The sequence below is a fragment of the Tardiphaga sp. GW822-FHT04G09 genome (genome assembly GCF_058800725.1).
Genome location: NZ_JBXAMO010000004.1, coordinates 346,808 through 361,285, shown reverse-complemented (window position 1 = coordinate 361,285; position 14,478 = coordinate 346,808). Strand labels below are relative to the sequence as shown.

Genomic DNA, 14,478 nt, shown 5'->3' with positions numbered 1-14,478 from the left:
CAGCGCAAGGCGTATTTGGAGTCAGCGCCACCCGCAGCCCACTGAATTTGCAGGCGTCGTGGCGAACTTTCAAAGCCGCAACCATCGTTGACGCACGAAGATTACGATTAAGGAAGTTCTAAGACGCATCTGCGTATCGTGCAGCATTGTACCGCCATCCAAGCATGGCTCGCGATTGCTGGAGAACCTTTCCGTGAAGTTGCTCAATAATCTTCCGATTTCTGCCAAGCTTGGACTTCTCCTCACCGTCACTCTGCTCGGCCTCTGCGTGGCCGGCCTGCAAGCGACGCGCCTTGTCAGCGCCGAGATGCGCACTGCCCGCATGGAGCAGGTTCACGCCATTGTCGAAACGGCGCGCAATATGGCACTCGGCCTGCAGAAGCAGGTGGCGGCCGGCGAGTTGACAAAGGACGCTGCGATCCAGGAATTCCTCAAGCGCGCCCGCACGATGACTTATGACAAGGGCAACGGCTACATCTTCTCCTATGACATGAACGGCATCGCGCTGGTGACGCCGGATCCGAAACAGTACGGCACCAACAGACTGGACATCCCGACCAACGGCCGTGCCCTGACCCGCGAGTTGCGCGATGGCGTCGCCGCCAAGGGCGATGTCACGCTGTACTATGAATACATGAAGCCCGGTACGACCGAGCCGATCCGCAAGTTCTCCTATGCGGTTGCCGTGCCCGACTGGAATCTGTTCGTCGGCACCGGCGCCTATCTCGACGATCTCGATGCGAAGCTGACGCCGATCATCTGGTCACTGGCAACAGCGATCCTCGGTATCGCTGTTATTGCCGGACTGATCGCCTGGTTCATCGCCCGCAGCATCACGAAACCGCTGAGCCAGCTCGGCACCCGCATGCGAGACCTCGCTGACGGCAAGCTGGAAGCCGAGATTCCCGGCGCCGGCCGCCGCGACGAGATCGGTGCGATGGCCACGACGGTGCAGGTGTTCAAGGACAACGCTATCCGCATGCATGGCCTTGAGCAGGAAGAGGTCGCCGTCCAGCAGCGCGCTGCTGCAGAACGCAAGTCGGCAATGAACAGCCTTGCCGATGGCTTCGAGCAAAGCGTCAACGGCGTCGTGAAATCGGTTGCGACGTCCGCGGCCGGAATGCAGGCCACCGCATCGTCCATGACCAGCACGGCAACCGAAACCACCGATCGCGTCGCCAGCGTCAGCATGGCATCCGAGAAGGCGCTGAGCAACGTACAGACCGTTGCCGCTGCAGCGGAAGAACTGACCGCGTCGGTCGAGGAAATCTCGCGGCAGGTCGCACAATCGACCGAGATCGCGCGGCAGGCCGTCGGCGAAGCCGACCGAACCAACGCAACGGTTCAGCTCCTGTCCGGCGCGGCTGAGAAGATCGGCGTTGTGGTTCAGTTGATCGACACGATTGCCGCACAGACCAACCTCCTGGCGCTCAATGCCACCATTGAGGCCGCCCGTGCCGGCGAAGCCGGGCGTGGCTTCGCCGTCGTCGCCTCGGAAGTGAAGGCCCTGGCAACGCAGACGGCCAAGGCGACGGAGGAAATCTCGGCGCAGGTCGCCAGCATGCAATCGACAACCGGCGATGCCGTCTCGGCGATCGGCAATATCAGTGCGACCATCGAGAAGATGAGCGAAATTTCGATGGCAATCTCGTCGGCCGTCGAGGAGCAAGGCGCTGCGACCCGTGAAATCGCCCGCAATATTCAGGCAGCGGCCACTGGCTCCAGCGAAATCGCCACCAATATCGGCAGCGTCAACGCGGCAGCCTCCGCCACAGGACAAGCGGCCGGCCAGGTTCTTAACGACGCGCGTGAACTCGACGGGCAGGCCGGCATGCTGCAATCGGCGGTGACGGAGTTCCTCACCAAGGTCCGCGCGGCCTGAATCAGGCGACCGATCGAAGCTTCGATCGATACGGGCCGTTCCGCTTACAGCGCGGGGCGGCCCGATGCTCTTTTGGCGCTGTATGCCAGCGTGGTCAGAGCCGCTTCATCCGCAACGGGACCCTGCGTAGCTGCGAGTAGCGGCGCATCGACATATTGCCGGATACCGTTGTGATCCATCACGAAGAGCGGCCTTGAGTTCTTCATGTTGACGTCCTCGACCATCGCCATGCGACGGTTGTCGAGCATGAACCAGCGGCCATCGAGACGGGCTGCCGCAACGGCGTGGTCTTCCTGGCGCAGCGTGTCGCGCAGGATCACGACCCGCAGGTCATCGGCCGCGACACCGGCGGCGCGCAGCGCGGTGAACTTGGCGATGGCATAGTCCTCGCAATCGCCTGCGCCAGTGGCGAGCAGTGCCAGGGGCGAGCGCCACACATCCATTGCGCCATAGAGCGCAAGATCATCACCCGGTCGAACGGCCAGATTGATCGAGCGATTGACCTCGCCCATGCGGGCGCGCCCGTCACGTGCGCTGGCGTCGCCGATGATGGCCAGGAACTGCGCCGCCTCCGGCGAGCAGCGGGCAGGCGTCTCGGCACAAAGCTCGAGGGCGAGCTGTTCGTCGTCCTGCTCGCGCTCCACCCCACGCCACTTGGTTTTGAGTTCGCCGTCCGGCAGCGTCGATGTGGCCAGGCCAAACGGCTCCGAAGGCCGTTCGACAGCGCCGATTGCCTGGTCAGGAAAGGCCGTTCCGGCCATGAGATCAGCGGGCGCCGCGAAAATCGCCAGCCCCAGAGCCAGCACAGACGCGCAGCGCGCGCGCATAACAGCAGAAGTCCACATGATAGACGCCCCGTCTGTCCGAGCATCGGCGAGCGGGACTGCTCACACGTGACCGGATCGTTTGTGGGGCGATCATGAGGCGGCTGATTTTCGGCCTGATTAAAAGGGGTTAGCCGGGTCGACGAAGTTCGTGGACAGGCTGAAAAGGGCCTCGCCGGTTTGGCGACAATTTTATCGAAATCGTCGACAAGCTGCTATCTGGAGGATTATATTACCTCAGGCATTCGTTCCGCAGGTATCGAGTTCCCCAACAGGGAACACCGACTGAACTCGATTTATCGTTAACGGAAATTCACTATATGGATCAGTGATATCCGGATGATTTCACAAATCAGTCGATAGACAGAAAAAAGATGCGCGGGCGTCCACTATCGCATTGCACCCTGCGGTGGTATGCATGGCTCGCAAATTAGCCAATTAATAACCATAACCATGCGCGGTCGGAATTGAGCTACGCGGGTACATTCGATTTTTTGCAATCTAGCGCTGCGCCGACTGAACCGGCAGCTGGCGGCGGTGGTATTGGCCATACGTTTTCCGCCCATACAGCCGGCCCCACGATTGTCGTGCAGGATGCCAACCTGCTGTTCTCCGGCGACTACAAGCGCTCCGGCCTCGATCTCGTGTTGTCCAAGGACGGGCACGAACACGTCGTCTCCGACTATTTCAAGGGTTCGCTGCGCGCAGCTCTGTCGTCGCCCGATGGTGCGCAGCTGTCCGGCGATCTCGTCACCGCCCTTGTTGGCGAAGTGCAGCTCGCCCAGCTCGGCGGCGGCGCCAATGCTGCAGCCCAGGTCATCGGCACCGTCAGCAAGCTGAGCGGCAGCGCTACCGCTATCCGCAACGGCGTGTCGGTGATGCTGAATGTCGGCGATCAGGTGCAGAAGGGCGACGTGGTCCAGGCTGGCGGGGACTCATCGCTGACCCTGACTTTCGTCGATGGCACCGTGTTTGGCCTCTCGGCCAACGCACGCATGGTACTGAACGAGATGGTCTACGATCCCAACGGATCGTCAAACTCATCTCTGCTCAGCCTCGTTCAGGGCACGATCACCTTCGTTGCCGGCGAAACTGCCAAGCATGGCAACATGCGCGTCGATACGCCGGTTGCCACCATGGGCATTCGCGGCACCGCCGTGCTGGTCGAAATCGGTTTCGAGGTTCCGGGACAAGGCAGTGCGCCGCCGGTGAAATTCCAGGTTCTGGTCGAGCCCAACGGCGTGACCGGTTCCTACGTGCTGTATAGCAAGACGAGCGGCCAGATCATCGGCACCGTGAATGCAGCCGGTCAGGTGACCAGCGTGCTCGGCAATGGTGATACGTCCACCGGCATCGCCGACCCGCTGACGCCGATCGCGCGGGCGATCATTGAGCAAACGCTACAGACCTATTTTCCAAACTACGTTCCGAACGCCAATCCGCGCAGCAATGGCTCGGGCGGCGGATCTTCGCCGGCCGATCCCAATTCCGGCACCAGCCCGGACCCGCTGAAATTCATTCCGCTGCCAGATGTGTTGCCGGGCCAGCCCTTCCAGGTGCCAATCAACCTGCCGGGCGACTCCCCGATTACGCCACCGACCATCGTTACAGTTACGCGCTTCAACACGGCGCCGACCATCACCGTTGCGCCGGTTGTCGTGATGCTGCCGATCGACAAGACCAGCTTCGAGATCAAGGATCAGGTCCAGATCACCGATCCGGACGTTGGCGACGTTCCGACTCCCTACGTCCCCGGTACTGCACATATCATTTCTGCGACGGGCCCGAGCGGCACGCCCAGTTCGCTCGACCTCAAGACACTGATCACAGTCGATCCGGTGAGCGGCCATGTCAGCTACGATCCTGCAGCGTTCAAATTCCTCGCCGCAGGACAGAAGGCCGTCTACACCATCGGCTTCGACAGTCAGTCAGGGCCGGATACGACGCATCAGACGCTGACCTTCACCGTCGATGGCACCAATGACGCGCCGGTCGTTGCGTCTGCGCTGACGGCTGCGGCCAACCAGGATGACGGCGCGCAGAGCTTCAACCTGCTGGCCGGCGCTTCCGACGCGGATCTCGGCGAAACGGCGACGCTGACCGTTGGTAACGTCAAGTTTGCGCTGAATGGCGGCGCCGCACAGCCGGCAGCACCGACCGGCGTGACGCTGACCGGCACCACCCTCCATGTCGATCCACACGCCTTTGCCTATCTTGGCGAAGGCCAGACGGTGACGATCACTGTCACCTACAATATCATCGACGCCCACAGCGCGAGCGTGGCGCAGACCGAGACGATCACGATCACGGGCGTCAACGACGCACCGGTGATCACCGGCACGTCGATCGAAGTCGTCCTCGGCGGCGTGACGGTGCTGAGCGATACAAGCTTCACGGTCAGCGATCCCGACGGAACGACCGACTTCACTTTCACGGTGAGCAACGTCAGTGGCGGCGCGTTTGAAATATGGGACGGCACCGAATGGGTGCCGGCAACGAATTCCGTGTTTCAGCGCCTGAGTGTAGCCAACGAGACGGGCACCTCCGAGACCTCTTACACCTTCACGAGCGAACAGCTCGCCCAACATCATGTCCGCTTTGTCAGTGACGGCTACACCAGTCAGCCCACCTTTACGGTGCAGGTGGACGATGGCGGCAGCCACAACAATCACAGCGCCCCCTATGAGGGCACGGTCGCGCCCGGCCAGAACCACGCCCCGGTTGCCGGGAGCGACGTGGCGCTCGCGCCCATCGCGGAAGACCACTGTCTGATCATCACAGAAGCGCAACTGCTGGCCAATGCCACGGATGCCGACGGCCAGACGCTGCATGTGACCGGCCTTGAAATTGCGAACGGCTGCGGAACACTCACCGCAAACGAAGACGGCACCTGGACCTTCACGCCTTCGGCCAATTACAACGGACCCGTGTCATTTACGTATCGGATCTCCGACGGCGTGACGTCGGTTGATGGCCATGCGGCGCTCGACGTCACGCCGGTCAATGATTTGCCCACCGGAGAGGTCACGATCGCCGGAACATTTCAGGAGGGCGCGACGATCACCGCCCAGACTGGCAGCGTGGCCGATGTCGATGGGCTGGAGACGTTTCACTACCAATGGTATCGCTTGAGCCCCGGCTCCAGTGCACCCGTCGCGATTTCGCAGGCCACGGGCAGCAGCTACGTCCTCACTGCCGCAGATGTCGGCGTGACCGTCTATGTTATCGTCAGCTACATCGACGGCGGCGGAACCCCCGAGATGGTCACCAGTGGCCCAACCGATGTGATCATCCCTGCGCCGCCGCCCTACGGAGCGTCCAACTATTGGACTGGCACCGTCAACAACAACTGGAACACGCCCGGCAACTGGTCGCTCGGAATCGTCCCGACGGCAGACGAGATCGTCTATATCTGTACGGGGACAGTCACCTTCAATCTCAACGGCCTGCTGGAAATCGCCGGGCTGCACATCGGCCCCCAGGCCGAGCTCGATTTGACCGGCACCGGAACGCTGAATGTCACCGGCACACTGGTGAATGACGGCGATATCCAACTCGCACCGGGCACGACGCTCGAAGTCCATGGCGTCGTGCAAAATACCGGTACGCTGCTGATCGATGATCACACGGCGGGCGCGACCCTGCTGATCCACGGCACGGTCACGCTCGATGGCGAAGGCACCGTGACGCTCGACGGAAGCGCCGACCGGATCACCGGCGATTCGCTCAGCTCGAAGCTCATCAATGCAGACAATACGATCAACGGCTACGGCAAGCTCGGCGACGGCAAGCTCAGCATCGTCAATGAATGCGACGGCAAGATCATCGCATCGGACCATTCGCATGCGCTGATCATCGACACCGGCAAGGGCAGCCTGATCAATTTCGGTGTCATCGCGTCGATGGCCACCGGCGGTCTCGAAATCAAGGGCGATCTGGTCAATTACGGGACCATCGAAGCCTATGCCGGCCTGTTCGAGATCGGCGGCAATGTCACCGGTCACGGCACTGCGAAAATCAACGGCGGCACGCTGGAATTCGGCGGCTGGTCGGATGCCAATGTGACATTCTCCGGCATCAGCAGCGACGAATTGATCCTGGATCGCGGATCCCACTTCGTCGGGACTGTCTCCGGTCTGTCCTATGGCGACTCGATCGAATTGCAGGGCATTTCACCCTGGCAGCTCTGGTTCGACCAGCACAACGGTGTCGTCGACGTCCATTACGGCTGGGGCAAGAACGACTACTTCACCCTGACCGATCCAGGCGTACTGAAACATCTCGATATCGACTCCGACCACCACGGCGGCACCGAGATGACCTGGAAGAACGACGCGCCGGACATCGACACGTCATCGACTGAACTTTCCAAACTCCGCGACGGCTCTTTCAAGATTTCCGATATCTCGGTGTCGGACAAGGATTGGTCCGGCGGCGAGAACTATCAGCTGGACATCAACGGCACGGTGGTGAAGTCAGGATCGCTGTCGTCCATCGATCATTATCTCGAAGATGGCTTCATTTTTAAGCCGACCAACTCGGACACGCCTCAGGCAACGGTTTCCGTCACGGTCACCGACGGGTTCGGCGCCAGCGATCATGTCAATTTCATCTTCAATACAGCGCCTCTTCAGTCCAATACACAGGTGTCACTGAACGGCACGGCCGGAAATGACGTCATCTTCGCGACGGGCAATAGCGACACGTTGACGGGTGGCAAAGGCGCCGATCAATTTGTCTTCGGGCCACATAGCGGCTCGGCTGACAAGGATGTCATCAAGGACTTCGAAGTCGGCATCGACAAGATCGTGCTCGACCACATTCGTGGTGTGCCCAATCTTTCAGGCCCCTTCGGCGATTTGAAGCTAACCCTTTGGGAGCTGTCCGGCGGAATCGAGCAAAAGGGAAATAATACCCTGATCCACCTCGATGGCGGTGACACGCTGCAACTCACTAACGTGCACATGTCCCAACTGCACGCCAGCGACTTCATCGTGCACCCCTATTCCAGCGTGGCTTAGCGCACGCCGCGCGTTAACTGTTCCGCGTTCGGCCACCTGCACAAATCGCCTGACTGATGGCATAATGTCCGCCTGATCGAGGCTTGGGGTGGTGCTTGGCGCCTGACGACTTCTCTCCGCATGATCCGCAAAGGTTTGACGATGCAGCGTAGCCTGTCACGAACCTCCAGCCTGCCGGCGCGGACCGAGCTCGGCGATGCCTTGCGCGCCTGCCGCGGCGCCTTTCTGGGCGTCGGGCTGATGAGCTGCATGATCAATATCCTGTATCTGACCGGCTCATTTTTCATGCTCGAGGTCTATGACCGCGTGCTGCCGAGCCGCAGCGTGCCGACCCTCGTCGGTCTCATCATCCTTGCCGGCGGACTCTACGTGGCCCAGGGTATTCTCGACCTGCTGCGCGGCCGCATTCTGGTGCGGATCGGCAGTTCGCTGGATGAGGCGCTGAGCCCCCGCGTGTTCCAGACTGTCGTGAGGCTTCCGCTCCTTGCCGGCGGACACAACGAAGGTCTGCAGCCGCTGCGCGATCTCGACAACGTTCGCTCATTCCTCTCCGGCATGGGGCCGAGCGCGCTGTTCGACCTGCCCTGGCTGCCGCTCTATCTGGCGATCTGCTTTGCCTTTCATCCGATGATCGGCGTCACTGCATTGGTCGGCGCGCTGCTGCTGGTGGGCCTGACGATCCTCACCGAAATCATGACCCGCGAACCGGCGCGCGAGGCCAACGGTCTTGCGGCTCGCCGCAGCGGGATTGCCTCGGCCAGCCGGCGCAATGCCGAAGTCGTCGTCGCGATGGGCATGGCCGGACGGCTGACAGAGCGCTGGCGCGAAGCCAACGAGACCTATCTGGCCGGCAACCAGCGCACCAGCGATGTGGCCGGCGGCCTCGGCGCCATCGCCAAGGTGATGCGCATGATCCTGCAATCGGCAGTGCTCGGCGTCGGCGCCTATCTCGTGATCAATCAGGAAGCCACCGCCGGCATCATCATCGCCGGCTCGATTCTCAGCGCCCGCGCGCTGGCGCCGGTCGATCTGGCGATTGCGCACTGGAAGGGCTTTGTCACCGCAAGGCAGAGCTGGCGTCGGCTCAACGGGCTGTTGCACGCCTTGCCGGCACAGGCGGCCGTGACGCAGTTGCAGAACCCGTCGCAGAAACTGACGATCGAAGGCGTCAGCATCGCCCCGCCGGGTGAGCAGAAGATCACGGTCAGCGACATCACTTTTGCACTCACGGCCGGCAACGGCCTCGGCATCATCGGACCGTCGGGCTCCGGCAAGTCGTCGCTACTGCGCGCGCTGGTTGGCGTCTGGAAGCCGGTGCGTGGCCATGTTCGGCTCGACGCCGCGGCGCTCGAGCAATGGGCGCCGGACGATCTCGGCCGCCATATCGGCTACCTGCCGCAGGACGTCGAACTGTTCGCAGGCTCCATTGCCGACAATATCTGCCGTTTCGATCCCGACGCGAAGGACGACGATATCATCGCTGCCGCACGGCAGGCCGGCGTACATGACCTCATCGTCGGCATGCGCGAAGGCTATGACACACAGGTCGGCGATCACGGCGGCGTTCTCTCGGCCGGCCAGGCGCAACGCATCGCGCTGGCGCGCGCGCTTTACGGCGATCCGTTCCTGATCGTTCTGGACGAACCCAATTCCAATCTCGATACCGAAGGCGACGAAGCGCTGACCAAGGCCGTCCGCGCGGCCCGCACGCGCGGCGCCATCGTCATCGTCGTTGCACACCGGCCGATCGGCATCGAAGGCGTCGACATGCTGCTGGTGCTGAAGGACGGCCGCATGCAGGCCTTCGGACCGAAGGAAACCGTGCTCGGCCAGGTGCTGCAACGCCCGGCGCCGCAGCCGATCAAGATCGTTGCCGACGGCGGAGTAGCCAAGCCATGACCGCCCCGCTCACGGGATCGCGCCGTTCCATTCGCCTCCATCTCATGATCGGCCTTGCCGTCGTGCTCATTCTGGCCGGAGGTTTGGGCGGCTGGGCTTCGACTGCGCAGATCTCCGGCGCCCTGATTGCGCCGGGCTCCGTGGTGGTCGATTCCAACGTCAAGAAAGTCCAGCACCCGACCGGCGGCGTCGTCGGCGAAGTGCGCGCGCGCGACGGCGACGTGGTGAAAGCCGGGGATGTCGTGGTGCGCCTCGACGATACCGTGACCAAAGCCGGCCTCGCCATCGTCACCAAGAACCTCAACGGATTGTGGGCCCGCGCGGCACGGCTGGAAGCGGAGCAGCGCGGTGCTGAATTCATCACCTTTCCGACGCTGCTGCTCGAGCAGATCGCCGACGACGACGTGAAGAATGTCATCGCCAGCGAAACAAAGCTGTTCAATGTCCGCTCGACCGGCCGCGTCGGCCAGAAGCAGCAGCTGCGTGAACGCATCGCCCAGCTCAACGAGGAGATTGCCGGCCTGACGGCGCAGGAAACCGCCAAGACCCGCGAGATCGCCTTGGTCGAGAAGGAGCTGGTCGGCGTCCGTGGCCTGTTCGATCAGCAACTCGTGCAAATCTCGCGCCTGACCGTGCTGGAGCGCGACGCCGCGCGCCTCGCCGGCGAACGCGCGCAGTTCATCGCTGCCCGCGCGCAAGCTAAGGGCAAGATCACCGAAATCGAGCTGCAGATTTTCCAGATCGACAAGGATCTCGTCAGCGAGGTCTCCAAGGATCTGCGCGAGACCAATGACAAGATCGGTGAATTCGTCGAACGCAAGGTCACCGCCGAGGACCAGCTGCGCCGCATCGACATCCGCGCACCGCAGGACGGCATGGTGCTGCAATCCACGGTGCACACCATCGGCGGCGTGATCACCGCCGGCGACGCCATCATGCTGATCGTGCCGCAGACGGACAATCTGTCGGTGGAAGCCCGGGTCAATCCGCAGGATATCGACAAGCTGCAGATCGGCCAGAAGACGCTGCTGCGGCTCTCCGCCTTCAACCAGCGCACCACGCCGGAGCTCAACGGCGCCGTCAGCCGCGTCTCGCCGGATACGACGACCGACCAGCGCACCGGACAGAGCTATTACACGATCCGGATTTCGATGCCGGCGTCGGAAGTCGCCAAGCTCGGCGATGTGCGCCTGATCCCGGGCATGCCCGTCGAAGCCTTCGTGCAGACCGGCGACCGTACCATGCTGTCCTATCTCGCCAAGCCGCTGAGCGATCAGTTGATGCGCGCCTTCCGCGAGAAATGATCCAGCAACCATGAAGCGCATGCAGCAAGTGAGACGGCTGGCGTCGCAGTTCGGTCGCGCACGTGCATTCTGTCTTGTCTTGCTGCTTGGCCTCGCAGTGCTGCGCATCGCCGACCCGCCCGCGATCGAGGAATTGCGGCTGCGCGTCTTCGATACCTATCAGGTGATTCAGCCGCGCGTGAAGACGGCGAAACCCGTCACCATCGTCGATATCGACGAGAAGAGCATTGCCAAATACGGCCAGTTTCCATGGCCACGGACGCTGCTCGCGCAACTGGTCATGCGGCTGACTCAACTCGGCGCCGTCGTCATCGCCTTCGACGTCGTGTTCCCCGAGCCCGACCGGCTGAATCCGGCGCTGGCTGCCGACAGCTTTGCCGGCCTCGACGACGAGCTGCGAGCCCGGCTGAAGACGCTGCCAAGTAACGATCAGGTATTCGCCGACGCCATCCGGCGATCCCGCGTGGTGCTCGGCGAGTCCGGCCTGCCTTATGAGGTTCCGGGGCTCGACAAGGCGTTGCCGACCACCGGCCTCGCAACGCTTGGCGGCGAGCCGCAGCGGTTTATGGTGGATTTCCCGGGGCTGCTACGCAATGTCGACGTGCTGGAGAAAGCCGCCGCAGGCCGCGGCCTGTTCTCCATCCGCAACGAACGCGACGGGATCGTGCGCCGCGTGCCAATGCTGATGCTGACCCAGGGCGTGACGATGCCCTCTCTGAGCTTCGAGATGCTGCGCGTCGCCTCGGGTGCCGACACGGTCCTCGTCAAGTCCGATAGCGCCGGCATCAAGAGCATCCGCGCCGGGGGCTTCGAAATTCCGACCGACAGCAACGGCCAGCTCTGGGTGCATTTCGCCAAGCACGATCCCGGCATCTATGTCTCCGCCGCCGACGTGCTCGACGGCACTGTACAGCCCGGCATGATCGCACGGCATCTGGTGCTGATCGGCACCTCGGCGGTCGGCCTGCTCGATACCAAGACGACACCGCTCGATGCGGTGATTCCCGGCGTCGAGGTTCATGCCCAGGTGCTGGAGAGCGCGCTGACAAAAGCCGTTCTGTCGCAGCCGGCCTATACGCGGGGCGCCGAACTGTGCATTGCGATTATTCTCGGCATTATCGTGATCTGGCTGGCCCCGATGTTCGGGCCTGTTATTCTGGTTATCATGGGCGCAGTGTTCGCGGCGTCGCTCGCCGGCACGTCCTGGTACTTCTACACGCAACATCGCCTGCTGATCGACTTCACCTACCCCCTGCTATCGACCACGCTGATCTATCTCACGCTCATCTTCAGCAATTTCGTACGTGAGCAGGCGCAGCGCCGCCGCATCCGCTCGGCTTTCAGCCAGTATCTGTCGCCGGCGCTGGTCGCGCAGCTTGCGCAGTCACCGGAGAAGCTGGTGCTCGGCGGCGAGGAGCGCGAGATGACCATCATGTTCTCGGACGTGCGCGGCTTCACGACCATATCGGAATCCTACAAGCACGATCCGCACGGCCTGACCACGCTGATGAATCGTTTTCTCACGCCGCTGACCAATGCGATCCTCGATCGCAAGGGCACCATCGACAAATATATGGGCGATGCCATCATGGCGTTCTGGAATGCACCGCTCGATGACGACCAGCACCAGATCAATGCCTGCCACGCCGCCCTCGACATGCTTGATCGCATCGACGCGCTGAACAAGTTGCGTGAAGACGAAGCCGCGCAGGGCGGCCACGTCTATATCCCGATCAATGTCGGCATCGGCCTCAATACCGGCATCTGCGTGGTCGGCAATATGGGATCGGACCTGCGCTTCGACTATTCGGTGCTGGGCGACAGCGTCAACCTGGCGTCGCGCCTTGAAGGGCAATCGAAAGAATACGGTTTCCCGATCATCGTCGGCTCCAAGACCGCGCTCGCCGTCAAGGACAGGTTCGCCATTCTCGAACTCGACTTCATCATGGTGAAGGGCAAGAAAGAACCGGAAGTGATCTACGCCATCGCCGGACGCGAGGACGTGACGCATTCGGAACGCTTCCAGACGCTGCGCAACCTGACTATAGAAATGCTCGCTTGCTATCGTCGTCGCGACTGGGACGGCGTATTGTTCGCCATCGATCGCGGCCGCAAGTCCGATGTCGCGAATGCGCTCGAGACGCTCTACGATCTCTACGAGAAGCGCGTCCGCACCTATCAGGAGACCCCGCCGCCAGCGGACTGGAACGGCTCGTTTGCATTGTTGACGAAGTGAAGCTCGTTTTCTTATCCATCCGCGCTGCCAGGATGGATTTCACTGACGTCAGCCCGTCCTTGCCGATGTGAATTTCAAACAGCCACGCTGTCGCATTCTCGCGGCGCCAATGGCGCCCGAGGTGTGAGCGGTTGTCCCCTCGAAACATGAGGGGTGGCAGCGCGCCGTGAGGCGCAAGGGGTGGTTTCTGTCGCGATCCGCTCCGCCGGAACGCCGGCAAGCTGCAACCGCGCAACGCCTCACGGCGCGCCACACCGCAGACAAGTTTACGCAGTCTGCGACTGCTATGGGCGATTTCTGTCCCCGGGACCGTTCTTCCGGGCAAAGGGCAGAGGGCAGAGGGCAGAGCTCCGCTCATCCCGGCGGTTTCCCGCCGTTCACCAATGCCACGTCCAGCCAGCTTGAGTGGCAGTCCCCCGTAGTGGGGCCGGACGGTGACCCAGGACCTCCCGAGTGCGCAGGATACGTCGCCCTACGCCCGCAGGCGCCGCATCCTGTCCAACTTCAAGACGCCTCTAGAAGCGCCCCTCGTGAGCCAGACGCGCGGAGGATAATCCTTCTAGGGATATTGTCAATAGATATAGGAAAAAATGTTTGCGAACGAGCCAACGCCGTTATTCCGGGGCGCCGGCCGCGCGCCCGGATGACGGCGGAGAAGTCTTGCAAACACACTGAGGGGTAACGACCGGGCCTCAGATCTCCCGGAGCGCCCGCATACTGGGCACGCTGACTTCGGCGAGCTTCAGATTGTCTTCGTTCTGGTCGATCGCAACATATTGTCCGTCCCAATAGGTCAGCGCGGTGTGCGGGACGGAGGTGATGACATCACGGACGCGGCCGATGACGATGGCGTGGGAGTGGCGCTCGATGACTTCCTCGACGTCACAATCGATTGCCGCAAGGCTGCCCGCCAGCAGCGGCACGCCGGTTACCCGGGTCACCCACTGCGCTCCGACGAAACGGTCTGCGCCCTTCAATCCGCCCTTGCCCGAAAACCGCTCGGCCACGTCGAGCTGATCAGCCGACAGAATGTTGACGCCGAAGACGCCGTAGCGCTGCAGCAGCGGCCAGGACGACGACTCCCGGTTGACGCTGACAATCAGCGTCGGCGGATCGACCGACAGCGACGAGACCGACGTCACCGTCATGCCGGTGATGTCCTTGCCACGCCCGACGGTGATGACGCTGACGCCGCCAGCCAGCACCCGCATGGCGCCGCGGAATTCCTGCGAAGAGACCTCACGACCGGAGGAAACCTCACGATCGACAACGATATTACGAACGACGGAATTCATGGCAGCCTCGCAGGTCA

The 14,478-nt window shown here is 62.2% G+C and carries 7 protein-coding genes; 5 read left to right on the top strand and 2 right to left on the bottom strand.

Features of this window, described 5'->3' with window-relative positions:
* Nucleotides 1–193: 193 nt before the first annotated feature.
* On the top strand, nucleotides 194–1,882 hold the full coding sequence (locus tag AC1RLZ_RS10800) for a methyl-accepting chemotaxis protein (RefSeq protein ID WP_493188598.1): 1,689 nt from the start codon (nucleotides 194–196) through the stop codon (nucleotides 1,880–1,882).
* Between the two features lie 44 nt (nucleotides 1,883–1,926).
* On the opposite strand, the gene AC1RLZ_RS10795 is transcribed toward AC1RLZ_RS10800, so the two are convergent.
* Entirely contained in the window at nucleotides 1,927–2,727 is an 801-nt protein-coding gene (locus AC1RLZ_RS10795) for a transglutaminase-like cysteine peptidase (protein ID WP_493188597.1), read from the bottom strand.
* Nucleotides 2,728–3,293: 566 nt separating this feature from the next.
* On the opposite strand from AC1RLZ_RS10795, the gene AC1RLZ_RS10790 reads away from it, so the two are divergent.
* The 4 genes from AC1RLZ_RS10790 (at nucleotide 3,294) to AC1RLZ_RS10775 (ending at nucleotide 13,166) form a co-directional block, all read left to right on the top strand.
* Nucleotides 3,294–7,727, top strand: a complete 4,434-nt coding sequence (locus tag AC1RLZ_RS10790) for a cadherin-like domain-containing protein (protein WP_493188596.1) — start codon at nucleotides 3,294–3,296, stop codon at nucleotides 7,725–7,727.
* Nucleotides 7,728–7,868: 141 nt separating this feature from the next.
* Complete coding sequence (locus AC1RLZ_RS10785; RefSeq protein WP_493188692.1) at nucleotides 7,869–9,626, top strand: type I secretion system permease/ATPase; 1,758 nt, start codon at nucleotides 7,869–7,871, stop codon at nucleotides 9,624–9,626.
* Nucleotides 9,623–10,930 (top strand): HlyD family type I secretion periplasmic adaptor subunit, encoded by a 1,308-nt coding sequence (locus AC1RLZ_RS10780; protein WP_371424039.1) that lies wholly within the window; start codon nucleotides 9,623–9,625, stop codon nucleotides 10,928–10,930. Before AC1RLZ_RS10785 ends, AC1RLZ_RS10780 begins: the two co-directional genes overlap by 4 nt.
* 10 nt (nucleotides 10,931–10,940) lie before the next feature.
* Nucleotides 10,941–13,166 carry a CHASE2 domain-containing protein gene (locus AC1RLZ_RS10775; RefSeq protein ID WP_493188595.1) on the top strand — a complete coding sequence of 742 codons (2,226 nt, stop codon included), beginning with the start codon at nucleotides 10,941–10,943 and terminating at the stop codon, nucleotides 13,164–13,166.
* 692 nt (nucleotides 13,167–13,858) lie between these two features.
* Here the strand turns inward: AC1RLZ_RS10775 and AC1RLZ_RS10770 are convergent.
* Entirely contained in the window at nucleotides 13,859–14,461 is a 603-nt protein-coding gene (locus AC1RLZ_RS10770) for a flavin reductase family protein (protein ID WP_493188594.1), read from the bottom strand.
* Between the last annotated feature and the right edge of the window lie 17 nt (nucleotides 14,462–14,478).

Bases quoted from the DNA above. Each gene is read 5' to 3' on its own strand.
- AC1RLZ_RS10795 (WP_493188597.1), bottom strand. From the start codon at position 2,727: ATGTGGACTTCTGCTGTTATGCGCGCGCGCTGCGCGTCTGTGCTGGCT.
- AC1RLZ_RS10785 (WP_493188692.1), top strand. From the start codon at position 7,869: ATGCAGCGTAGCCTGTCACGAACCTCCAGCCTGCCGGCGCGGACCGAG.
- AC1RLZ_RS10780 (WP_371424039.1), top strand. From the start codon at position 9,623: ATGACCGCCCCGCTCACGGGATCGCGCCGTTCCATTCGCCTCCATCTC.
- AC1RLZ_RS10775 (WP_493188595.1), top strand. From the start codon at position 10,941: ATGAAGCGCATGCAGCAAGTGAGACGGCTGGCGTCGCAGTTCGGTCGC.
- AC1RLZ_RS10770 (WP_493188594.1), bottom strand. From the start codon at position 14,461: ATGAATTCCGTCGTTCGTAATATCGTTGTCGATCGTGAGGTTTCCTCC.